The organism is Amaricoccus macauensis (genome assembly GCF_014201905.1).
In the GTDB taxonomy this organism is placed as follows: Bacteria; Pseudomonadota; Alphaproteobacteria; order Rhodobacterales; family Rhodobacteraceae; genus Amaricoccus; species Amaricoccus macauensis.
The window spans coordinates 932,248-954,134 of sequence record NZ_JACHFM010000002.1 but is presented as its reverse complement, the minus strand read 5'-3'; the positions used below and the strand labels follow the sequence as shown (position 1 = coordinate 954,134).

The 21,887-nt window shown below is 69.2% G+C and carries 23 protein-coding genes and 1 pseudogene; 10 read left to right on the top strand and 14 right to left on the bottom strand.

Annotation, left to right across the window (positions count from 1 at the left end):
- Positions 1–423 precede the first annotated feature (423 nt).
- The 9 genes and pseudogenes from HNP73_RS23315 to HNP73_RS11970 all read right to left on the bottom strand — a co-directional run.
- Positions 424–828 (bottom strand): annotated as a pseudogene (locus tag HNP73_RS23315) (GAF domain-containing protein); the annotation flags it as partial.
- A 293-nt stretch (positions 829–1,121) separates the two neighbouring features.
- The gene (locus tag HNP73_RS12005; RefSeq protein ID WP_184149402.1) at positions 1,122–1,598 is read right to left on the bottom strand and encodes a hypothetical protein; all 477 of its coding nucleotides are present in this window, start codon (positions 1,596–1,598) and stop codon (positions 1,122–1,124) included.
- Positions 1,599–1,756: 158 nt separating this feature from the next.
- Complete coding sequence (locus HNP73_RS12000; protein WP_184149400.1) at positions 1,757–2,695, bottom strand: ABC transporter permease; 939 nt, start codon at positions 2,693–2,695, stop codon at positions 1,757–1,759.
- Positions 2,692–3,618, bottom strand: a complete 927-nt coding sequence (locus HNP73_RS11995; RefSeq protein WP_184149397.1) for an ABC transporter permease — start codon at positions 3,616–3,618, stop codon at positions 2,692–2,694. Before HNP73_RS11995 ends, HNP73_RS12000 begins: the two co-directional genes overlap by 4 nt.
- 114 nt (positions 3,619–3,732) lie before the next feature.
- Entirely contained in the window at positions 3,733–5,181 is a 1,449-nt protein-coding gene (locus tag HNP73_RS11990) for a sugar ABC transporter ATP-binding protein (RefSeq protein ID WP_184149394.1), read from the bottom strand.
- On the bottom strand, positions 5,181–6,194 hold the full coding sequence (locus HNP73_RS11985; RefSeq protein ID WP_184149390.1) for an ABC transporter substrate-binding protein: 1,014 nt from the start codon (positions 6,192–6,194) through the stop codon (positions 5,181–5,183). Before HNP73_RS11985 ends, HNP73_RS11990 begins: the two co-directional genes overlap by 1 nt.
- A 163-nt stretch (positions 6,195–6,357) precedes the next feature.
- Positions 6,358–7,617, bottom strand: a complete 1,260-nt coding sequence (locus HNP73_RS11980; protein WP_184149388.1) for a D-tagatose-bisphosphate aldolase, class II, non-catalytic subunit — start codon at positions 7,615–7,617, stop codon at positions 6,358–6,360.
- Positions 7,614–8,552 carry a tagatose kinase gene (locus HNP73_RS11975; protein WP_184149385.1) on the bottom strand — a complete coding sequence of 313 codons (939 nt, stop codon included), beginning with the start codon at positions 8,550–8,552 and terminating at the stop codon, positions 7,614–7,616. Before HNP73_RS11975 ends, HNP73_RS11980 begins: the two co-directional genes overlap by 4 nt.
- Before the next feature lie 87 nt (positions 8,553–8,639).
- Positions 8,640–8,873: a hypothetical protein gene (locus tag HNP73_RS11970; RefSeq protein WP_184149382.1), complete on the bottom strand. Its 234-nt coding sequence runs from the start codon at positions 8,871–8,873 to the stop codon at positions 8,640–8,642.
- Positions 8,874–8,957: 84 nt separating this feature from the next.
- Between HNP73_RS11970 and HNP73_RS11965 the strand changes: the two genes are divergently transcribed.
- Positions 8,958–10,049: a zinc-binding dehydrogenase gene (locus tag HNP73_RS11965; protein WP_184149379.1), complete on the top strand. Its 1,092-nt coding sequence runs from the start codon at positions 8,958–8,960 to the stop codon at positions 10,047–10,049.
- Between the two features lie 3 nt (positions 10,050–10,052).
- On the opposite strand, the gene HNP73_RS11960 is transcribed toward HNP73_RS11965, so the two are convergent.
- From HNP73_RS11960 to HNP73_RS11950, 3 genes are all read right to left on the bottom strand, one after another.
- Entirely contained in the window at positions 10,053–10,748 is a 696-nt protein-coding gene (locus HNP73_RS11960; protein ID WP_184149377.1) for a molecular chaperone DjiA, read from the bottom strand.
- A gap of 76 nt (positions 10,749–10,824) precedes the next feature.
- The gene (locus HNP73_RS11955) at positions 10,825–11,565 is read right to left on the bottom strand and encodes an SDR family NAD(P)-dependent oxidoreductase (protein WP_184149374.1); all 741 of its coding nucleotides are present in this window, start codon (positions 11,563–11,565) and stop codon (positions 10,825–10,827) included.
- A 65-nt stretch (positions 11,566–11,630) separates the two neighbouring features.
- Entirely contained in the window at positions 11,631–12,299 is a 669-nt protein-coding gene (locus HNP73_RS11950) for a TetR/AcrR family transcriptional regulator (RefSeq protein ID WP_184149371.1), read from the bottom strand.
- Between the two features lie 182 nt (positions 12,300–12,481).
- Here HNP73_RS11950 and HNP73_RS11945 point away from each other — a divergent pair, with 182 nt between their 5' ends.
- The 8 genes from HNP73_RS11945 (at position 12,482) to HNP73_RS11915 (ending at position 17,897) form a co-directional block, all read left to right on the top strand.
- On the top strand, positions 12,482–13,321 hold the full coding sequence (locus HNP73_RS11945) for a transporter substrate-binding domain-containing protein (protein ID WP_184149368.1): 840 nt from the start codon (positions 12,482–12,484) through the stop codon (positions 13,319–13,321).
- Positions 13,322–13,401: 80 nt separating this feature from the next.
- On the top strand, positions 13,402–13,836 hold the full coding sequence (aroQ, locus tag HNP73_RS11940) for a type II 3-dehydroquinate dehydratase (protein ID WP_184149365.1): 435 nt from the start codon (positions 13,402–13,404) through the stop codon (positions 13,834–13,836).
- Positions 13,833–14,276 carry a Gfo/Idh/MocA family protein gene (locus HNP73_RS22905; RefSeq protein WP_221288484.1) on the top strand — a complete coding sequence of 148 codons (444 nt, stop codon included), beginning with the start codon at positions 13,833–13,835 and terminating at the stop codon, positions 14,274–14,276. Before aroQ ends, HNP73_RS22905 begins: the two co-directional genes overlap by 4 nt.
- Positions 14,258–14,890 (top strand): Gfo/Idh/MocA family protein, encoded by a 633-nt coding sequence (locus HNP73_RS22900; protein WP_221288483.1) that lies wholly within the window; start codon positions 14,258–14,260, stop codon positions 14,888–14,890. The genes HNP73_RS22905 and HNP73_RS22900 overlap by 19 nt, the downstream gene beginning before the upstream one ends.
- A gap of 75 nt (positions 14,891–14,965) precedes the next feature.
- Positions 14,966–15,811 (top strand): aldo/keto reductase, encoded by an 846-nt coding sequence (locus HNP73_RS11930; RefSeq protein WP_184149362.1) that lies wholly within the window; start codon positions 14,966–14,968, stop codon positions 15,809–15,811.
- On the top strand, positions 15,808–16,470 hold the full coding sequence (locus tag HNP73_RS11925) for an amino acid ABC transporter permease (protein WP_184149359.1): 663 nt from the start codon (positions 15,808–15,810) through the stop codon (positions 16,468–16,470). The genes HNP73_RS11930 and HNP73_RS11925 overlap by 4 nt, the downstream gene beginning before the upstream one ends.
- An 11-nt stretch (positions 16,471–16,481) precedes the next feature.
- Complete coding sequence (locus HNP73_RS11920; protein ID WP_184149356.1) at positions 16,482–17,126, top strand: amino acid ABC transporter permease; 645 nt, start codon at positions 16,482–16,484, stop codon at positions 17,124–17,126.
- 39 nt (positions 17,127–17,165) lie between these two features.
- Entirely contained in the window at positions 17,166–17,897 is a 732-nt protein-coding gene (locus HNP73_RS11915) for an amino acid ABC transporter ATP-binding protein (RefSeq protein ID WP_184149353.1), read from the top strand.
- A gap of 27 nt (positions 17,898–17,924) precedes the next feature.
- On the opposite strand, the gene HNP73_RS11910 is transcribed toward HNP73_RS11915, so the two are convergent.
- Together HNP73_RS11910 and HNP73_RS11905 are read right to left on the bottom strand one after the other, a co-directional pair.
- On the bottom strand, positions 17,925–18,374 hold the full coding sequence (locus HNP73_RS11910) for a hypothetical protein (RefSeq protein WP_184149350.1): 450 nt from the start codon (positions 18,372–18,374) through the stop codon (positions 17,925–17,927).
- Between the two features lie 2 nt (positions 18,375–18,376).
- Positions 18,377–18,811: a DUF1489 family protein gene (locus HNP73_RS11905; protein ID WP_184149347.1), complete on the bottom strand. Its 435-nt coding sequence runs from the start codon at positions 18,809–18,811 to the stop codon at positions 18,377–18,379.
- 134 nt (positions 18,812–18,945) lie between these two features.
- Here HNP73_RS11905 and HNP73_RS11900 point away from each other — a divergent pair, with 134 nt between their 5' ends.
- A complete protein-coding gene (locus HNP73_RS11900) occupies positions 18,946–21,813 on the top strand; it encodes an adenosylcobalamin-dependent ribonucleoside-diphosphate reductase (RefSeq protein WP_221288481.1) in 2,868 nt (955 codons plus the stop codon).
- Positions 21,814–21,887 lie beyond the last annotated feature (74 nt).

Genomic DNA, 21,887 nt, shown 5'->3' with positions numbered 1-21,887 from the left:
TGCGGCCTCGGCCACCGGGTCGGCGCGCCCATTCCTTGCGCGGGTGCGTCCGGCCGGCAGGACCAGGGCCGCGCCGCGCAGACTGCCGTCGAGCTTCAGCGGCGTCAGGTGACATCCGCTCATGTCAGGCGGCAGCGCGCGGGTCACGTCGTCGAGAAATCCGCTCGGGTTGGTGGGCGACGGGACGTGCGCGGCGCAGGTCTTGAGCGGGAAGCGTCCGGCGACCTCGCAGGGGATGTTCGTGCAGTAGATCGGACGGCTCCGGCGATCGAGGATCATCAGGCCGTCGGAGCGGCGGTAGTGGGGTGCGGAGGCAATGAACGCCTCGAGCAGGCGCGAGCGTTCCTCGCTCTGCTGTTCGGCAAGGGCCTTCTCGATCTCGCGCGCGGCCGCCGCGACGAGGGCGGTGTTGTGCGGGCGAAAGATCCCCGGATGGCCGGACAGGTCGACCACGCCGACGATGCGGCCGTCGAGGGGGTCGCGGATTGGCGCGCCAGCACAGGTCCAGCCCTTGATACCGGCGCAGAAATGTTCGGCCGCGTGCACGAAGACCGGCTCGCCGGCGAAGAGCGCTGTGCCTATGCCGTTGGTGCCGACGACATCCTCGGTCCACTTGCCACCGACCGCGAGATGGATGTCCATGCCATCGTAAAGGGTGCGCTTGTCGCCGATCGTCTCGACGAGGACGCCCTCGTTGTCGGCGAGGACGAGCATGGCGCCAGTGCCTTCGAGCAAAGTGCCGATGCTGGCGAAGGAGCGCTGGGCGGCGGCGAGCAGGTCGGCGCTCGACTGGCGGAGGGCCTCGCGATGGTCGCGGTCCTCGGTCATGGGCGCTTCGCCCTGGGTGGCGTCGATGCCGCCGTGGGCGCATCGCTGCCAGCTGTCACCAATGAGCGAGCGCACCTGACATGCCGGGGCCTGGTCGGCCGAGCCGGCGAGGAGTTGCTCCCACGCGCCCATCGTTGCACGCTCGTCGTAGTCCGGGACGGATGTCGCGGACGCCGCGAGGGGAGAAGCGCGCCTGCCTGCCACTGAAGGGACTGGGTTGGGCTTGTTTGTCATCTCTCGTGCGTTGGATCGCTTTCGGGTGCTGCGTTGCCTCCAGTCGTCGGGAATGCTGGTCAGAGTTGCAGGCGGACGCCGATGGCGTCGATGAGGGCACGCTCGCCGTCGCGGCCGCGGACCGGCTCGCCGTCAAGCGTTGAGAGGGCGGTGGCGAGATCCGGATCGACCGGCGAGAAGAAGCCGTTCTCGCGCGTGGCGAGGCGGAAGCTCTCGATGCCATCGCGACGGCGGATGTCGCCCAGATGGTGCATCTGCCGGCCGGTATTGCTGTCGACCACGCTCACCCGGCCATTGACCGCGATGCGGACGAAAGGCTTCGGCGGCTCGGTCGTGGTGCTGGCGCGCGCCGTATGGATCATGAGGCCCGACGGTTCCGGCCCGGTCGCGGCGGGCTGCTGCTTCCGCGCGGACCAAGCCCCGTTGGTGAGGTGATCGGCCATGCGATTCAGCGTCGGGCGGTTCGCGTCGATGACACGCCTCAGGCGCTCATCTTCCGGACGCGGACCGTCCCGGCGAGAAATGATATCGACCACGCTTGTCTCCCCTGTGGCCGCCCGGGTCTGCGCCGGGGTCAGCCGTTCCTGCCAAATTACACCAACCGAGGCCAGACTGCTAGGACCAGAAGGTAGCGGTTGCGGGACCTTCACCGGTAGTAGCGGCTTACCACGTTGCTCACTTCGATGGGAGCAGGTTAGCGGGTCCGGGTCCGCCCGCCGGCTGCGACGATCACGGCGATGATGATGAGACCGGTCAGAATGAGCCGGACGCCGGCGCCGAGGCCGTAGGTGTTGAGCATGGTCACCAGCAGGAACATGAAGAGGCTCGCGCCCCAGATCCCCGGGACGTTGGAGTTGCCCCCCGCCACGGACGAGCCGCCGATGACGACGACGGCGATCGAGGTGAGCAGGTACTCTGCGCCCATGTTGAGCGCAGCGCCGCCGGAGAAGCTCGCGAGCAGGAAGCCGGCGAGTGACGCGAGTAACGCGCAGAGGATATAGGTGGCGAAGCGCACCCCATCGACCGGAACTCCGGCGAGGCGTGCGGCCCGCATGTTCTGGCCGATGGCGAGAACACGCCGGCCGAAGATCGTGCGCTCGAGCAGAACCCAGGCCGCGACGGTGAGAACAAGGGCGATCCAGGCAACGTTCGGCACCCCGAGGGTCATGTCGGTGGAAAAGCCGGCGAGCGCGTCGGGCGGCTTGATGCGAATGCCCCGGTTCGCCCAGATGGCGGTCGACTGGAAGATGAAGCTGGTCGAGAGCGTCGCGATGATCGGCGGGATACGGAGCGCGCGGATGAGGGTGAAGTTGGCGATGCCGACCCCGAGCCCGACGAGGAGCGAGACCCCGAGGCCGACGAGTGTGCCGCCGCCCCAGGCGTCGATCGCCTTCAGCGAGAGGGTCCCGGCCAGCGTCATGGTGGCGGGGATCGACAGATCGACGTTGCCGGGCCCGAGCGTGATGACGAACATCTGGCCAATGCCAACCATGACCGAGAACGCCGCGAAGGTCAGTGCTGCGTGAGTGACGCCGGCGGCTGATGCCCCGCCCGTGAAAAGCACGGTGGCGCCCCAGACTGCGGCCATGGCGATCCAGGACCAGATCCATGGGCGGGCGGCGAAAGCTGTCATCCGCGGCGCTCCTGCCGGTTGAGGACGAGGCGGATTGCAAGGACGACGATGAGGATCGCGCCCTGCGCGCCGATCTGCCAATCGGGAGAGAGGCGCAGGAAGGTGAGGAACGACGACGCGAGCGTCAGGGTGAGCGCGCCGATGACGGCGCCGATCGCGGAGACACGGCCGCCGGTGAACTCGCCACCCCCGAGGATCACGCCGGCGATGGAGAGAAGCGTGTAGCGCAGCGCGATGTTGGCGTCAGCCGCGGTGGTGAGGCCCACGAGCGAGACACCGGCGAGGACGCCGAAGAGGCCGGCGAGCGCGTAGGTGGCGGCGCGCAGTTTCAGGACCGACCAGCCGGCGCGCTCGACCGAGCGGGCGTTGCCACCGACACCCCGGAGCGCGGTGCCAAAGCTCGACCGCATGACGATGAGGTGCGCGACGGCCGCGATGACGAGGCTCGCGACGATCGCCATGGGCAGGAGCGGCGGCTTTGCCGTCATCAGGGCGCGGATCCACGGCGGCGCGCTGCCGCCCGGTGCGGGCAGGATCAGGACGGCGAGCCCGCCCCAGACGAAGCTCATGCCGAGGGAGACGACGATCGAGGGCAGCTCCCGCAGGTGGATGAGGACGCCGACGAGCGCATAGGTCGCGATGGCCGCGGCGAAGATGGCGAGGCCGAGCACGGGCGAATCGTTCAGGAAGGTGGCGGTGACGCAGGCGACGAAGCTCACGAAGGTGCCGATCGAGAGATCAAGGTCGTTGACCGCGATCACCAGCATCTGCGCGATCGTCGCAAGCGCGATCGGCACCGCGAGATTGAAGAGCAGGTTCAGGCCCAGATAGCTCATGGCGCGCGGTTGCAGCCAGAAGACGGCTGCAAGGAGCACGGCGAAGGAGAGCGCGGGGATGAGGACGCGCAGGGAGTCAGGCTTCATGCGGGACTCCGGGGGGTGGGGGCGGCTGGATGTATCGACGGTCAAATCCAGCTGGCGTCGGCGTGGCAAGAGGCGGGCGGCCAGAGCGGCGCTTCGCGGTCACAGGAACGCGCGTCATGCGTGCCCTCCGCCGAAGGACGCGGCGATGATGTTCTCCTCCGTCACCTCGTCGCCGCCGAGGGTCGCCGCGACCTTGCCTTCGCGAAAGACATAGACCCGGTCGCAGAGGCAGACCTCGTCGGTTTCGGTGGAGTACCACAGGAACGTGCGGCCGCCGTCCGCCTCGGTGCGGATCCGGGCGTAGACGTCCTGCTTGGTGCCGATGTCGACGCCGCGCATGGGATCGTCCATCAGCACCACCGGGGCGCGGCTGCCGAGCGCACGGGCGAAGAGCGCCTTTTGCTGGTTGCCGCCGGAAAGCGACACGATCGGCACGTCCATGCCCGGCGCGCGGATCGCCAGCCGCTCGCGCCATTCGGCGCCGAAGGCGGCCTCGGCTGCGCGGTCAACGAAGCCGCCGCTCCGGGTCATGTCGGGCAGGACGGTGGTGGTGGTGTTCCACAGGATCGACCAGAGCGGGAAGACGCCGTCCACCTGCCGGTCGCCCGCGACGAATGCCGCGCGCGGGTCGCGGCCGGTGCGCCAGCCGCTCGACGCGGCAAGATAGAGCGCCGCGAGCGCCTCGCTCTGGCCGTGACCGGCGAGACCCGCAAGGCCGACGATCTCGCCAGGCCACGCGGCAAGCGAACCGTGGGTCAGAAGCGGGGTGCCGGACCGGGCCGGTTGTGCCCGGCGGGCGGCGCGCTCGCGGGCGACGCTGCCCATGGCCGAGACGAGACCGCGGGCATCGAGGCCGGCGGTCGGCCGGTCTGCGGCGACGCGGCCGTCCTTCATGACCACCACGCGGTCGCTGATCTCCAGCACCTCCGAGAGGATGTGGCTGATGAAGACCACCGCGCCACCTCCGGCGCAGAAGCGGCGCACGTGGGCGATGAGTTCGCGCCCGCGGCGGGCGTCGAGCGAGGAGGTGGGCTCGTCGAGGATGACGAGGCGCGGCGGCGCGCCAACGTCGAGGAAGGCGATGGCGATCTCGACCATCTGACGTTGCGCGATCGAGAGCCCGCCCAGCCCGGCGTGGCCCGAGATACCATGGCCGGGGAAGATGCGGTCGAGGGACTCGCGCACCGTCGCTGCGGCCCGGTTGCGCCAGCCGAAGCCGCCCGATCCCTCGCGGAGCACACGGACGTTCTCCGCGACCGTGAGGTTCGGGCAGAGCGAGAGCTCCTGAAAGACGCAGCGGATGCCGACGCCCCGGGCGACCGCGACGTCATAGGTGGCCCGCGCCTCGCCGGCCGCGACGATCTCGCCGCGGTCGGGGGTGAGGCCGCCATTCAGCACGTTGACGAGCGTCGACTTGCCCGCGCCGTTGTGGCCGACGAGGCCGACGCACTCGCCGGACCGGATCGCGAAGTCGACGCCGTCAAGCGCGCGCACCGCGCCGAACGCCTTGGCGGCGCCGGCGACGGCGATGACGGCCGGGGCGATGACGGCCGGCTGAGGCATCAGGCTCCGCCGGCGGCGGCGATCACCTTCGCGGCGTCTTCCTGGGTGTACTCGACATTGGCGACGCCGCCCTTGGGCGTGGTCTCCAGCGCCGTCTCGAGGTCGGCCTGCTCGATCTTCAGGAACGGCACGGTCAGGTCCTTCGGGACTTCCTTGCCATCGAGGATCGCCTGCGCCACCCAGAATGCGAGAGTGGAGACGCCGGGCGCGATCGAGGTCGACATGGTCTCGTAGCCGCTGGCGTCCTTCTGTTCCTTCCACCACGCAAGCTCGTCCTGGCGGTTGCCCATGATGATGATGGGCGTCGGCCGGCCGGCGGCGGCGAAGGCCTGCGCGGCGCCGTAGCCGTCGCCCCCCTGGGTGACCACGGCGGCAACTTCCGGCAGCGAGGGCAGGACGCCTGCCACGGCCTTCTGCGCCACGTCCTGCGCCCAGTCGCCGTTGACCGAGCCCACGACCTTGAAGCCGGGGTTCTCGGTGACGCCCGCGGTGATGCCGGCATGGATCGCGTCATCGACGAAGACGCCCGCGAGGCCGCGGATTTCGAGGAGGTTGCCACCATCGGGCAGGCGGCCCTTCAGGTACTCGATCTCGTCCTTGCCCATCTTCTCGAAGTCGACGGCGATGCGCCATGCACAAGGCTCGGTCACGATGCCGTCGAAGGAGACGACCGTGATGCCCGCGTCGCAGGCTTCCTTGATCGCACCGTTGATCGCGGTCGGCGAGGCGGCGTTGACGACGATGGCGTCATAGCCCTGCAGGATCATGTTCTGGATCTGCGCGGCCTGCTCGGTGGCCTGGTTCTCGGCGGTGGTGAAACTGTCGGCCGCCGCGACGGTGCCGGCCTCGACGGCGGGCTTCGTCACGCGGTCCCAGCTTTCGAGCATCGCCTGACGCCACGAGTTGCCCGCGTAGTTGTTGGAGAGCGCGATGCGCTTTTCGGCGGTATCCGCCTGAACGGCCGTCGCGGCGGCGAGTGCGACGCCGGCAAGCAGGATGGTGCGGAACGTCATGGGGTCGTCTCCCTGTGTTGGAGCCTCGTCTGGGCGAGGTCTGGTCGTTCGTGACGACCAGTTGAGCAGAACCGGGTGGCGACGCAAGAGGGTTCGTTCTGAATAAATACCGGCGGCGTGAACATCGCGCATTTCGCGAGTCCGGGCGCCGCCGGTGCCGGCCTCAGCCGGGATGAGTCGCGGCGCGATACTGCCTGAGGACGCGCTCTACGGCGGCAATTTGCAGGGCGTGCGGCGTGGGCTCGAGGTGGCCTGCGGCGACGTCCGGATAGAGCGCGCCGAGGTACTGGCTCACCAGCGTCTCGGGGATGCGGCGGCCATCGAGCCGGGCGTCGAGGCGGGCGAGTGCCGACTGCGCCGCGGGATCGGGCCAGTAGTAGCGGATGCGATCGGCGTAGCCGAAATGCCGCTCGCGGCGGAGATCGTCCGGGGTGCCGTGGAGATACTTCTGCCAGTTGGACGGATTGGCCACCATCACGTCCTCCATGGCGGCGGCCAGCGCGGGCGGCGCGCCGTCGAGGGCGGAGGCGATGTGGTCGAGGCCGTAAAGCGCCTCGCGCAGCGCGAAGGTGAGGCCGGGGCCGACCTTCAGGATCGCGAAGCCGTCGCGCACGAGCGCGGCCAGCGCCTCGGTCGGCTGGTAGTCGGTCGAGTGGGCCTCGAAGACAAAGCCGGGCAGGTCGGTGAGCGCGGCCGAGAGGGCGCGGGCGGCATCGGGACGATAGACGATGACGTCGTCGTTGCCGAACTCAACCCCCGGTTGGACCACCGCCGCGATGGCGCGGGCGAAGGCGGCGTCGAGGCCCCGGGCGGCGAAGGCACGCTGGTGGACCGCGACGGTCTCGCGCGCGGCGTCGGGGCTCGTCACTTCAAGGTGGTCGATCGCATGGGTGGCGCCGCCCGGCACCGGCACCTCGGTGCCGATCACGTAGACCGGTGGCGTCGGCGCGGCGGCCTCGGCGACGGCGGCAAGCTCGGCCGCGCGTTCGGCGGTGGTGACATCGGGCAGGGCCGCCGGCTCGCCGGCGCAACCCATGCTGGTGTCGAGGTGGATCTTCCCGAAGCCGGCGCGGGCGTAGGCCTCGACCATGGCGCGCGCCTTCGCCATTGCATCGACGGGCGCGAGATCCTTCCACGGATTCGGGCCGAGGTGGTCGCCGCCGAGGATCAGGTCGTCGCGCGAAAAGCCGGTCCTGTCGGCAATCGCCTCGACGAAGGTGCGGAAATCGGCCGGGGTCATGCCGGTGTAGCCGCCGTCCTGGTTCACCTGGTTGCAGGTCGCCTCGATCAGCACCGGCGAAGCGGTTTCGACGCCGAGGCGAAGCGCGGCCTCGATCACCGTCGGATGCGCCGAGCAGACCGAGGTGATGCCGGCGGTCCGGCCCTCGGCGTGCAGGCGCGGGAGATCGGTGAGGACGCTCATGCGTGTGCTCCGAGGAAGGCGTCGAGTTCGGACCGGGTGGACGTTCCCTCCATCGGGCCGCGGCGGGTGACGGCGAGCGCTCCCGAGGCGTTGGCGAGGCGCAGTGCCTCGGCCGGCGTGGCGCCGCGCAGCCAGAGGGTGACGAAGGTGCCCGCGAACGTATCGCCGGCGCCGGTCGGGTCGATCTCCTCCACCGGATAGGCCGGTGCCGAGACGAGCGCGCCCTCGGCGTGGAAGCGGGCGCCCTCGGCGCCGTCCTTCACCACGATTGCCCGGATCCCCCGGCCGAGAAGCTCGGCGACGGCGTCGCCTTCGGTGGCGGCGCCGGAGAAGAGGAAGAGCTCCGGCCCTGACGGCAGGAAGAGGTCAGTGCGGGCGAGGACGCGGTCCATGGTCTCGCGGGTGCCGGGCGTGGCGAGAACCGACGGGCGGAGGTTCGGGTCGAAGGAGACGCTGCCGCCGCGGGCGTGGATGCGGTCCGCGGCCGAGAGCGCAAGCTCGACGATCGCAGGCGTGGAAAGCGAGGAGCCCATGACGTGGAGGTGGTCGGCGCCCTCGATCAGCCGCTCGGCCTCGGGCGTGGCGCCGGTGGCACCGGCAGCGCTGTGGCGGATGTTGAAGACAAAGTGCCGCGAACCGTCCGGGCGGTAGCGGACAAACGCGCTGCCGGTCGGCAGCTCCGGGTGGGTGACGATCGCCGAAGTATCGACACCGTCGCCCGCCAGACGGTCGAGGTTCACCCGACCAAAGTCGTCATCACCAACGCAGGCAATCATGCCACAAGGCTGTCCGAGCTTCGCAACCTGGTCGATGAAGATCGCCGGCGCCCCGGACGGGAAGGGGCCGACGAGGCTGATTGCCTCGAGAAACCCGTCCCCAGGCTCTGTTGCCATGATCTCAACGAGGATCTCTCCGATGGTAATGATCTTCTTCACGTCTTCCCCCCGAGGCGCAGGCTGGTGGCGGGAACGATTGCAGGGGATCGCGCTTGCTGTCCAGCCGGCGCGGGCCGCGCGGGGAGGTCAGTCGTGACGGTGGAACTGGTTGTAGAGGCCGCTGAGGCAGGCCTGTTCGCCCCGGTCGTAGAGGCCGTCGCCGTCAAGGTCGCATCTGGCGAACTGCGCCGCAGTCATCCGCGGATACCTGAGTTCGAGGCGCTCCTGCGGAACCGGCCCGCGCGGCGTCAGGAACGTGGCGGCGGCGGCTGAGGCAGCGACCGCTGCCGCGAGAACGATGAGCGTGGTGCGGCTGGCCATATGATGGGTCCTTTCGCTTGCTGCGAGAGATTGTCGCCGGCCGCGCGGTTTTCTAGTGTCGCCGGTCAGAAACGAGGAGTCGTCATGCGCGCCGCCGTTTGCCGCAGGTTCGGGGAGCCGCTGGTCGTCGAGGAGTTGGAGCTGGCACTGCCGGGACCGGGACAGGTCGCCGTCAGGATCGACGCTGTCGCGATCTGTCAGTCGGACGTGGCCTATGCGGCCGGGGCATGGGGCGGACCGGTGCCGACGGTTCTCGGGCATGAGGCCGCGGGAACGGTGACGGACGTCGGTCCCGGGGTCGTCGATCTGGAGCCGGGAACCCGGGTGCTGGTGACGCTCATCCGCTCCTGCGGGGCCTGCCCGGCCTGTTCGAGCGGGACCCCGACGTCCTGTGACCACGCGTTCGAGTTGCAGGCGAGCCCGCTCCGCGATGCGACCGGCGCGTCGATCGCGCAGGGGATGGCGACCGGCGCATTCGCCGAGGCGGTGGTGGTGGAGCGGAGCCAGCTCGTGCAGCTGCCGCTCGACGTGCCGCCGGAGGCCGCGTGCCAGCTCGCTTGCGGCGTGCTGACCGGGGTCGGCGCCGTCGTCAACGTGGCGAAGGTGCCGCCAGGCGCCACGGTCGCGGTCGTCGGCGCAGGTGGTGTCGGGCTGAACGCGATCCAGGGCGCCGCGCTCGCCGGAGCCGGCCGGGTGATCGCGATCGACCCGCTGCCGGCGAAGCGGGAGGCGGCGCGGCGGTTCGGGGCAACCGACGCGGTCGATCCCGGCGACGGTGACGGGGCGGTGACCGCGGTCCGGGCGATGACCCATGGCCGTGGCGTCGACTTTGCATTCGTCGCCGTCGGCTCGCCGTCCGCTATCGAGGAAGCGGCGTTGCTCCTCGCGGTGCGCGGGACGCTCGTCATCGTCGGCCTCGCGCCGTCGGGATCGTTGGTCCGATTTGACCCGACTCTGATGGCCGCGCGGAATCAACGGGTTCTCGGCGCGCGAATGGGGCAGTCGGTGATTGCGCGCGACGTGCCATGGCTCATCGGCGCCTGGCGTGCGGGGCGGCTCAAGCTCGAGGAACTGGTGACGGGCAGGTTCCGGCTTGACGAGATAAACGACGCGATGGCCGCCACCCGGGAGGGAGCGGCGCTGCGCAACGTCATCGTCTTTCGCGAACGGCGATAGATCTCATTCGGCCGGCGCCACGGTCTTCTTGCGCGCGACGATCTCTTCCCAGGCGCGGTTGATCGCGGTCAGCCGAGCGGTCGCGAGCTTCACCGCATCGATCGGCAGGCCGCGGGCGATCATCCGGTCGGGGTGAGTCGCGCGGACCAGTTCGCGCCAGCGGGCGCGTGTGGTGGCGAGGTCGGCGTCACGCGGCACGCCGAGGACCTGCCACGGGTCGGATATGCGTCCCTCGAGATGGCGCGCCTCGATGAGGTCGAACGCGGCCTCGGGGACGCCGAAGATCTCCCTGACCCGGCGCAGGAAACCCTCCTCGCCCTCGTGGTAGCGCCCGTCCGCCATCGCGATCTCGAAGAGGCCTTCGAGCACATCCTCGAGCACTTCCGGCTCGTCCTCGAACATCCCGGCGATGCGTGTGGCGTAGGCCTCGAAGCCCGCGACGTCCTGACGGGCGAGATTGAACACCCGCGCCGCCGCCATCTCGTCCTTGGGTGCGAGCTGGAAGACCCTGCGGAAGGCGGCGACCTCGGCGGGGCGCACGAGGCCGTCAGCCTTCGCCATCTTTGCGCCGAGGCTGACGATGGCGATGGTGAAGGCCACACTCCGTTCCGGCCCACGCCGGTCGAAGTAGGCTATGAGGCTCTCGCCCCGCGCGATGATCGCGGCGACGGCTTCGGAGATGCGGGTCCAGATTGACATCCCCTGTATATTAGCAGGCTATGCCGCGCCGCACAAACGCCCGTCGCTGAGCCGGCGTCCGGCCGTGGGGATCCCGTCAGTAGGTCGCGCGGCCCCCCGAGGCATCAAAGACTGCGCCGGTCGAGAACGAGCACTCCTCCGACGCGAGCCAGGCGACGAGCGACGCCACCTCCTCCGCGCGACCAAGGCGGCCGAGCGGGATCTTCGAGGTGACGTAGGCGCGGAACTCGGGGGTGACCTGGGTCAGCATCTCGGTCTCGATGGCGGCGGGCGCCACGCAGTTCACGAGGACGCCGGTGGTGGCGAGTTCGCGCCCGACGGATTTCGTCAGACCGATCACCCCGGCCTTCGACGCGGAATAGGCGACCGCGTTCGGGTTGCCCTCCTTGCCGGCGATCGAGGCGATGTTGACGATCCGGCCGTAGCCGGTCTTCAGCATTTCGCGCACCGCCGCCTGGCAGCAGTGAAAGACCGCGTCGAGGTTCAGCTTCATCACGAAGTCCCAGCCGTCGGTGGGGTATTCGGCGAACGGAGCGACTGGCCCGTTGTGGCCGGCGCTGGTGACGAGGATCCCGAGCGGGCCCATCTCGTCGACGACGCGGGCACAGGCGGCGTCGATTGCCACCGGGTCGGTGACGTCGACCGCATAGCCCCGGGCTCCCTCGATCCCGGCTGCCGCGGTCTCGGCCCGGGCACCGTCGAGATCCCAGATCGCCACACGATGCCCACGGTCCGCGAGCCGTGCGGCGATCGGCAGGCCGAGGCCCCCTGCGCCACCCGTGACGATGGCGACGCGTGACGTTTCGGCGGTGGGCATGGCGGTCTCCGGGTTGGCTGGGGTTGGGTGGAGCGGCGTCGAGGCGCCCGCAGGAAATGCAGGCGTCAGTCGGCCCGCAGGTAGCGCAGGATCATGTCGGTGATGCTGGCGAGGCGGGCATCGATGGCCTCGGGCGCCAGAAGATCACGCCCGAACAGGACCTTGAGCGAGTGCTGATTCGCCACATAGGTGAAGCTGAGCGCCGAGATGGAAATGTAGAGATCGAGGACGTCGATCCCGGGCCGGAAGACGCCGTCCGCCACGCCGCGCGCAAGGATCGCGTCAAGGCGGTCGAGGATGGTCCGGTTCAGCCCGGGCATGTCGGGCGAGCCCCTGAGATAGCTCGCGCCGTGCAGGTTCTCGGTGTTGATGATCCGCACGAAGGCGGGGTTGTCGACGTAGTAGCGCAGGGTGAACTCGGCGAGGCGCCGGATGGCCGCCTCGGGCTGATCCGGGTCGAGGTCGAGTGCCGCCTCGGCGTGGCGGATGCCGGCGTAGATGTCGTGCAGAGCCGCGAGATAGAGATCATCCTTGCTGCCGAAGTAGTGGTAAACCATCGCCTTGTTCGTCCGCGCCCGTTCGGCGATGCGGTCGATCCGCGCGCCCCCGACGCCGAACGAGGAAAATTCCTGTATGGCGGAATCGAGCAGGGCGCGGCGGCGTTTCTCCGGTGCGCGCTGCCCCGGGAGGATCGCGGCCTCGCTGCCGGTCGCCTCGCTGCCGATAGGGTCCATGGTTTCGAACCTCCGTTCGCCCGGCAAGGTTTCCGGGGTCGGTGTCAACCTACACCGCGAACGGCTTTGACATCAACCAACCGTTTGATTAACACTTGACGGTGGCCAGCCCCGGAAACTCAACCGGGGCGGCGCGAGCGGGTGGGCTGGTCCGACAGAACCACCTGAAATCGGGAGGAGACATGTCGATGAAATTCACGTTCCGGGCCCGGGCTCGGGCCATTGCGCTCGGTGTCGTCGCTGCATTGGGCCTCGCCGGCCTGACGCCCGCTCAGGCGCAGACGCTTGAGGCGATCAAGGAAGCCGGTGTGGTGCGGGTCGGCGTCATGGCCGAGCAGGCGCCGTGGGGTTCGATCGACGCCAGCGGCCAGAACATCGGCTACGACGTCGATGTGGCGCGGCTCATTGCCAAGGAGCTTGGCGTCGATATCGAGTTCGTGACCGGCGCGGTTGCCGCGCGCATCCCGAACCTGCTCACCAACAAGGTCGACCTGCAGATGGCGATCATGGGGATGTATCCCGATCGCGCCAAGGTGGTGCAGTTCACCCAGCCCTACGCCGGGCTCAAGATCGTGCTGATTGCCAGCGCCAAGGACAAGATCGAGACGATCGAGGACGCGCGCGACATGACGATCGGCGTGCCGCGCGGCGCGGCGCAGGACACGGCGATCACCAAGCTGCTTGGCGACGTGCCCAACATTCGCCGTTTCGATGACGACAGCTCGACCATTCAGGCGCTGGTTTCGGGACAGGTCCAGGCCGTCGGCGGCAACACGACCTACAAGATCAACATCGACCGCGCCGCGCCGGGGAATGATTTCGAGCCGAAGATCACCTTCCAGGAGCAGTGGATGGGCGTCGCCACGCGTCCGGGCGACAAGGAGCTGAACGAGTGGCTCAACAGCTTCATCGACAAGATCAAGGCTGACGGCCAACTGGAAGCGATCAGCCAGAAATGGCTCGGCGCGCCGCTGCCTGCGTTCCCGGCCTCACTCGAGGGCGTGCCCTACACCGTCCAGTAAACCGACCGGACTCGCGGCGGCCCGCGTGTGGCCGCCGCGGGTCCGGGTTGTCCCACTGATTTTCCGAGGAGAGGGGTCGCGTGCCCACGATCTATGTCCTGAACGGCCCCAACCTCAATCTGCTCGGCGAGCGTGAGCCGGACATTTACGGCAGCATCACGCTCGACCAGATCCGCGACTGGTGCGAGGCCGACGCGGCGGAGCTTGGCCTTGAGGTGGTGTTTCGCCAGTCAAACTTCGAGGGCGAGATCATCGAGTGGATCCACGAGGCACGCCGGCAGGCCGCGGGGATCGTCATCAACCCCGCCGGCTTCACGTTCACCTCGATCGCGATCCTTGATGCGCTCAAGACCTTCAATGGCCCGAAGATCGAACTTCACATCTCGAACGTGCACCAACGCGAGGAAATATATCATAAATCCCTCGTCTCCCGAACCGCCACCGCGGTGATGGCGGGCTTCGGGGCGCTCGGTTATCGCCTCGCGCTCCGGGCGATGAAGGACTGGACTGCATGACGCGGATCGCAGTCCTTGGCGCGGGTCTGATCGGGCGCGAGCACGCCGGGCTGATCGTTGCTCATCCGGCAACCGAACTCGCGGCGATCTGCGATCCGTCGCCCGCCGCCGAGGCGCTCGCCGCGCGCCTGTCGGTGCCGCATTTCGCCGACTACGTCGCGGGTCTCGAGGCGGTCCGGCCGGACGGCGCCATCGTCGCGCTGCCGAACCAGCTGCATGAGGCCGCAGCGCTGGCCTGCATCGAGCGCGGCATTGCGAGCCTTGTGGAGAAGCCGGTCGCCGACACGGTCGCGGCGGGAGCCCGGATCGCCGAAGCCTCGGAGCGGACCGGCGTCCCGGTGCTCGTCGGCCACCACCGCCGGCACAGCCCGGACATCCGCGCGGCGAAGGCTGTGATCGAGGGGGAGAGCTCGGGCCGCTGGTGGCGGTCAACGGCATGACGCTGTTCGACAAGCCCGACGACTATTTCGGCGCCGAGTGGCGGCGCCAGCCCGGCGGCGGGCCGCTGCTCATCAACCTGATCCACGACATCGACTCGCTTCGTCACCTCGTGGGCGAGATCGAGAGCGTGCGCGCGTTCACCTCGTCCGCGACGCGCGGTTTCCCGGTCGAGGATACGGCGAGTGTCGCCATCCGTTTCGCGAACGGCGTGCTCGGCAGCTTCGTCATCTCCGACGCGGCGGTCAGCCCGTGGGCGTGGGAGTACACCTCCGGTCAGGCGCTCTATCACCCGAGCCAGCCGGGGGCGTCGCTCTTCATCGCCGGGCGCGCCGGGGCGTTGTCGGTCTCCGACCTCTACCTCTGGCGCCACGCCGCGCCCGGCCAGCACTGGCAGCACCCGCTCGTCCGCGAGCATCGGCCGGGCGACGGCTCGCAAACCTATGTGACCCAGCTCGAGCATTTCGTGGCGGTGATCCGCCGCGAGGCGGCCCCGCTCGTCAGCGCGCGCGACGGGCTCGCGACGCTGGCCGCGACCCTCGCCGTCGAGGTGGCGGCGCGGGAGGACCGCACGGTCACGCTCGCCGAGATGCTGGGCGGCACGCGGGGGACCTGAGCCGGCTTCGACGGGCTGTCCCCGTACCGTGGGGGCGGCGCAATGGACGAGATGATGCCTGAGGGGGATGGGACCATGATCGAGAAGACTATCCGCGGCGAGGCGATCCCGGCGCTCGGCTTCGGAACGTTCGAACTCACCGGCCCGGACGGTGAGGCAGCGATCCGGACCGCGATCGAGATCGGCTATCGCCAGATCGACACCGCCATCCGCTATGGCAACGAGGCCGAGGTCGGCCGCGCCATCGCCGCCGCGGGCGTGCCCCGGGGCGAGCTCTTCGTGACGACCAAGATCTGGTACGACGATCTCGCGCCCGAGCGGGTGCATCAGCGCGTGAGCGAGAGTCTCGAACGTCTGGGGCTCGACCAGGTGGACCTGCTCCTCGTCCACTGGCCGGGGCGCGATGTGCCGCTCGGCGAGACCCTGGCGGCCTTCGCCGATGAGAAGGCTCGGGGGCGGACCCGGCTCATCGGGGTCAGCAACTTCACCGTGCCGCTGCTCGACGAGGCGCTCGACGTCCACAAGGCCGATCTCTTCTGCAATCAGGTCGAGTACCACCCGTATCTCTCGCAGGCGAAGCTCCTCGCGCGGATGCGCCGTGCCGACATGCTGCTGAACGCCTACCAGCCGATCGCCCGTGGCAAGGTGTTTCAGAGCGAGCTTCTGCAGGAGATCGGCCGCCGGCATGGCAAGTCTGCCGCGCAGGTGACGCTGCGCTGGCTGATCCAGCAGGACAATGTGGGCGCCATTCCGCGCTCGTCCCGCGTCGAGAACATGCGCGCGAACCTCGATATCTTCGATTTCGAGCTCAGCGAGGCGGAGATGGCCGCGATTTTCGGACTGGCGCGCGGCGAGCGGCTGTCGAACCTTCCCTGGGCTCCGGTTTGGGACGAGGACGACAGCGCGGGGGCCGCGGGATGACCCTCGACTTCAGCGTCGTCACCAATGCCTGGCAGGCCCTCGCGTGGGGCGTGGTTGGCACGATGCTCCTCGCGGTCTTCGGCATGGCGCTCGCCATGGTGATCGGCGTCGGCGGGGTGGCGGTGCTGCGGGCACAGCGGCGTATCCCGACGTTGCTCGTGACCGCCTTCGTGGAGGTCATCCGCAACACGCCGTTTCTGGTGCAGATCTACTTCATCTTCTTTGCCCTGCCGTTCGCCGGGATCCGCCTCAACCCGACGATCACCGCAATCCTCGCGCTCGGGCTCAATGGCGGCGCCTACGCGATCGAGATCATCCGCGGCGGCGTCGAGTCGATCCCGAAGGGCCAGACCGAGGCCGGCCTCGCGCTCGGGCTGCACAGGGGCGAGGTTTTCCGCATGATCGTGCTGAAGCCGGCGCTGAAGGCGATCTATCCCTCCCTGTCGAGCCAGTTCATCCTTCTGACGCTTACCACCGCGATCTGTACTTCGATCTCGGCCTACGAGCTCACCTCCGTCGGCCAGCGCATCGAGGCAGAGACGTTTCGCAGCTTCGAGGTCTATTTCACCCTGACGGGCATCTATCTGGTGATCTCGCTGCTGACCATGTGGGCGCTCGCGGCGATCGGCCGGCGGGCGTTCGCCTATCCCGACCGCTGAGGGAGGAGCCGATGGGTACGCTCGAATTCACCTACCTCCTGGAGGGCCTCCGCTGGACGCTGGTGCTGACGGCAGTGGGCTTCGCCGGCGGCATCGCCTTCGGCCTCCTTGTCGCGCTGATGCGCGTCTCGAAGAGCCCGTGGCTGCGCATTCCGGCGATCGGCTGGATCGGCCTCTTTCAGGGCACGCCGCTGCTCATGCAGCTCTTCGTGGTTTACTTCGGACTACCGCTTTTCGGCTTCGACGTACCGGCCTGGGCGGCGGTGGCGTTCGCGCTGACCGCGCACGCCTCTGCCTATCTCGGCGAGATCTGGCGTGGGGCGATCCAGGCGGTGCCGAGGGGCCAGACCGAGGCCGCCGAGGCGCTTGGCCTGCCGTCGCGGAGCCGGATGGTCGACATCCTCCTGCCACAGGCCTTCAAGCTGTCCCTGCCGGCGACGGTCGGGTTCCTCGTGCAGCTTCTGAAGGGCACGTCGCTCGCCGCGATCGTCGGCTTCATCGAACTGACGCGGGCCGGGGTGATCGTCGCGAACCAGATTTACCAACCGCTCGTGGTCTTTGGCATCGTCGGCGTGATGTACTTCCTGATGTGCTGGCCGCTGTCGCTCTATGGCCGCCACCTGGAACGGCGCATGGCGGCCGGTATCTCGAAGTAGGGAACAGATATGGCAACAGTACGGCCGGGGACGGCCTCCATGATCGAGATGCGCAACGTCGACAAGTGGTATGGCTCGTTCCAGGCGCTGAAGGACGTGAGCCTCACCGTCTTGCCCGGCGAGAAGATCGTGCTCTGCGGCCCCTCGGGGTCGGGCAAGTCGACGCTCATCCGCTGCATCAATCACCTCGAGACGATCCAGAAGGGCGAGATCGTCGTCGCCGGACACCGCTTGAGCGACAGCCAGAAGGTGGTCGACGCAGTGCGCCGTGAGGTCGGGATGGTCTTCCAGCAGTTCAACCTCTTTCCGCACAAGACCGTGCTCGAGAACTGCATCCTCGCGCCGATGCGGGTGCGCAAGCTCTCGCGGGCGGACGCGGAGGCGACCGCGCGGCGCTATCTCGAACGGGTGCGGATCGGCAATCAGGCGGAGAAGTATCCCGCCCAGCTTTCCGGCGGTCAGCAGCAGCGCGTGGCGATCGCCCGTGCGCTCTGCATGGAGCCGAAGGCGATGCTCTTCGACGAGCCGACGTCCGCCCTCGACCCGGAGATGGTGAAGGAGGTGCTCGACACCATGGTGTCCCTCGCGCGGGACGGCATGACGATGATCTGCGTCACCCACGAGATGGGCTTCGCCCGACAGGTGGCCGACCGGGTGATCTTCATGTCCGATGGCGAGATCATCGAGGAGAACGACCCGGAGCGCTTCTTCTCGAACCCGACCCACGCCCGCACCCGCGCCTTCCTCGGCGAGATTCTCGCCCACCGTTGAGCGCCCGGGCGGCTCCCGCGTGGGGTCTCAGTCCTGCCCGGCGAGCCCCTGCAGTCGCGACATCAGCGTGTCGCTCTTTCGGATGGCGAAGAGCACGTCGTCGATGCGGGTCTGGCCGTCCGGTTCCGGCACCACGACGATGTAGTCGTTCCAGCCGGTGCCGTCCGGCTGGCTCCGGGTGATCTGCACCAGCGCCGCGTTGACCGTGCGGGCGCCGCAGACCGGCACGGGCGTGGTGTAGGTCTGGAACAGCACGTCCGGCGGCGGCAGCGACGGGTTCCCCGCGGCCTGATCGAGAGCCCTCACGAGACCGCGGGACAGGAGCGGCCGGAGGCCGGCGAGATCGCCGGCAAGCGTCAGCCGGCAGAACTCGAAGCCCAGCTCGTCGTAGTTGAACGCCGACGCGGCAGCGGCGGGCGTGGCGGCCCCGAGGGCACCGGCCAGTGCGGCAGCGATCAGCATCGGGGCAGGGCGCATGGCTAGAGGACTCCCAGCTCGGCGAGACCGGCGGCGAGGGTCGGGGGCAAGTCCGCTTCGGCCTGGCCGGCGGCGAGGTCGGCCGGCGCGTCTTCCGGGCGCAGGTAGCGCCACCCCTGAAACGGCCGGCGCGGCTGTGGCACCGTGCGCACGACCTCCGGGTCGAGCCGGATGGCGCACCGCGCGATCCCGTCCGCGCCCTGCCGCGCCTCGAGCCCGAGGACGCGCTGCCGCGCGAGGACGAGCCCACGGAACACCCAGTAGAGCGAGCCGCCGTCAGTAAGTTCGTCGGCGCGTTTCGGCCACATCCGGGTGACGTGATACGGGTGGGGATCGAGGCCGGCGGCGCGGCGCTCGGCGATCCGGTCGGCCTGCCAGGCCAAGAGGTCCTCGACCGCCTCGGCGCCGACGCAGAGCTTGATCAGGTGAACGCCCATGGACTCACTACGTGTAGCGGAAAGCTTCCGCGAGTTACCCAAGATATACCGGTGCTCCGCCGGCTCCGCAATTGACTGGGGCACCCCTCGCACTTATCTTTGAAGCCCCCGCCGACAGCCCGCAGGGTATTCCCGTGAACAGTCCCCAGCATCCCACGACCGGCTCCGCCCGCGTGACCCTGCCCTGGCAGGAGGTGAGCCTCGACGTGCTGCGCGAGAAGTACGCCAAGGGCGCGGAGCGCGGGCTCGACGGCCCGGACGCGGTGCGTGCGGTGCGCTCGCGCGTGGCGCGCGCGCTGGCCGCGGTCGAGGATGATCCCGGCGCGCATGAGGCCGATTTCCTGCGGGCGCTGGAGGCAGGCTTCATTCCCGGCGGGCGGATCAACGCGGCGGCGGGCACCGGGATCCGCGAGGTCACGCTCATCAACTGCTTCGTGCAGCCGGTGGGCGATTCGGTCTCCGAGACCGTGGACGGCAAGCCCGGCATCTACATCGCGCTCCGCGAGGCGGCGGAGACCATGCGCCGGGGCGGTGGCGTCGGCTACGACTTCTCGGCGATCCGCCCGCGCGGCGCGCGGGTTCACGGCACCGCCAGCGCTGCTTCCGGTCCGATCAGCTACATGCATGTCTTCGACCAGTCCTGCGCCACGGTCGAGAGTGCGGGTGCCCGTCGCGGCGCGCAGATGGGCGTGCTGCGTGCCGACCACCCGGACATCCTCGAATTCGTCGGCGCCAAGCGTCAGGCGGGCCGGCTCAACAACTTCAACATCTCCGTCGGCGTGCCCGACGCGCTGATGCGCGCGGTCGAGGCGGATGGCGAATTCGACCTTGTCCACAAGGCCGAGCCCGGCCCGGCGCAGATCGCCGCCGGCGCGCGCCAGCGGGAAGACGGCGTCTGGGTCTACGCCACGATCCGGGCGCGCGAGCTCTGGTCGGCGATCATGCGGTCGACCTACGAGGCGGCGGAACCCGGCGTGCTCTTCCTCGACCGGATCAACGGCGAGAACAACCTCCACTACTGCGAGACGATCGAGGCGACGAACCCCTGCGGCGAGATCCCGATCCCCGATCACGGCTGCTGCTGCCTCGGGTCGATGGACCTCACCCGCTTCGTGACGGACCCCTTCACGCCTGACGCGGCGTTCGAGCACGCGCGTTTCGCCGAGACGGTGGCGATCGCGGTCAGGATGCTCGACAACGTGCTGACGACGACGGTCTGGCCGCTGCCCGAGCAGGCGCGCGAGGCGGAGGCGAAGCGCCGGATCGGCCTTGGCTTCACCGGTCTCGGCGATGCGCTCATCCTCATGGGCCTGCGCTACGACACCACGGCTGCGCGGGCCGAGGCGGCGGAGATCGCGCGGACCATGCGCGACGCGGCCTATCGGGCGTCCGTCGCACTCGCGCGCGAGAAGGGCGCGTTCCCGCTCTTCGATGCGGAACCCTACCTCGCGTCCGGCATGGCCTCGCGCCTGCCCGACGACATCCGGGCGGAGATCCGGGCGCACGGCATGCGCAACAGCCACCTGCTCTCGATCGCGCCGACTGGCACCATCAGCCTCGCCTTCGCGGACAACGCCTCGAATGGCATCGAGCCCGCGTATTCCTGGTTCTACACCCGCAAGAAGCGCGAGGCCGATGGCAGCATGCGCGAGTACCGGGTCGAGGATCACGCGTGGCGGCTCTGGCGTGCGAAGGGCGGCGATCCGGCCGCGCTGCCGCCAGCCTTCGTCAATGCCCTTGAGATCTCGGCGCGTGATCACATGCTGATGCAGGCGGCGATCCAGCCGATGATCGACGCGGCGATTTCGAAGACCGTGAACGTGCCGGAGGACTATCCCTTCGAGGACTTCGAGACGCTTTATCTCGAAGCGTGGCACGCCGGGCTGAAGGGGATCACCACCTACCGGCCGAACAGCGTGCTCGGCTCGGTGCTCTCGGTCGAGGCGGCCGAGGCGCCGCAGGATCTCGACCAGTCCGAGCCTGACCGGCGGATCCGCATCTCCGACGCGCCACAGGTGGCGCTCGCGGCGCTGCGCTGGCCGCACCGGCCGAAGCTGACCGACGGCTCGCCGTCCTGGACCTACATGGTCGAGGCGCCGGAGCGGCGGTTCGCGGTCTTCGTTGGCCATGTGGAGAATGGCTCGCGGCATCCCTTCGAGGTCTGGGTGAACGGCGAGCAGACGCCGCGCGGGCTGGCGGCGCTGGCGAAGAACCTCTCCATGGACATGCGCGCGCAGGATCCCGCGTGGCTGGCGCTGAAGCTCGAGAGCCTCGCGAAGACGCCCGGCGCGCCCTTCACCATGCCGATGCCGCCCGATGGCCGGCCGGTGCCGGTGCAGGGCGCGGTCAGCGCCTTCGCGCGGGTCGTCGAATACCGCTGCCGCGCCCTCGGGGTCTTCGATGGCGACGACGACGCGACGCCGCTCGTCGATGCGATGTTCTCCCGCAAGGAGCCGAAATCCGGCGTCGACGGCACGCTGTCCTGGACCGTCGATATCCTGAACCCGACGACCGGCGACGACTTCGCGATGTTCGTGAAGGAGTGCGTCCTGCCCGATGGCACCAAGCGGCCGTTCTCGGTCTGGCTTTCGGGTGCCTATCCGCTGGAGTTCAACGGCCTCACCCGGTCGCTCAGCCTCGACATGCGGGTGATCGACCCGGCCTGGATCGGGAAGAAGCTGCGCGGCCTGAAGGACTTGCCCGAGGCGCAGGGCGACTTCTTCGCGCGCGTGCCCGGCTCGGAAAAGCAGGCGGTGCAGCCCTCGACGATTGCCTATGTGGCACGGCTGCTCATCCACCGCTACGAGATGCTCGGGGTCCTGGACGCGGCCGGCTTCCCGAGGGCGGGCTCGGCCCGTCTCTGGACCGACGCGCCCGCACCCGGCTCCGCCCCGGCGCAGATCGCGGGCCGGACATGCCCCGAATGCGGCCATCCGACCCTCATCCGCCGCGACGGCTGCGACTTCTGCACCGCCTGCGGCCACGTCGGCGCCTGCGGCTAGACCGGCGCGGGCCGCGTTAAGGCCCGCCCGCAAAGCCCCTTCCCACTCGCGAAAAGCGCGCCTATCCTCTCGCT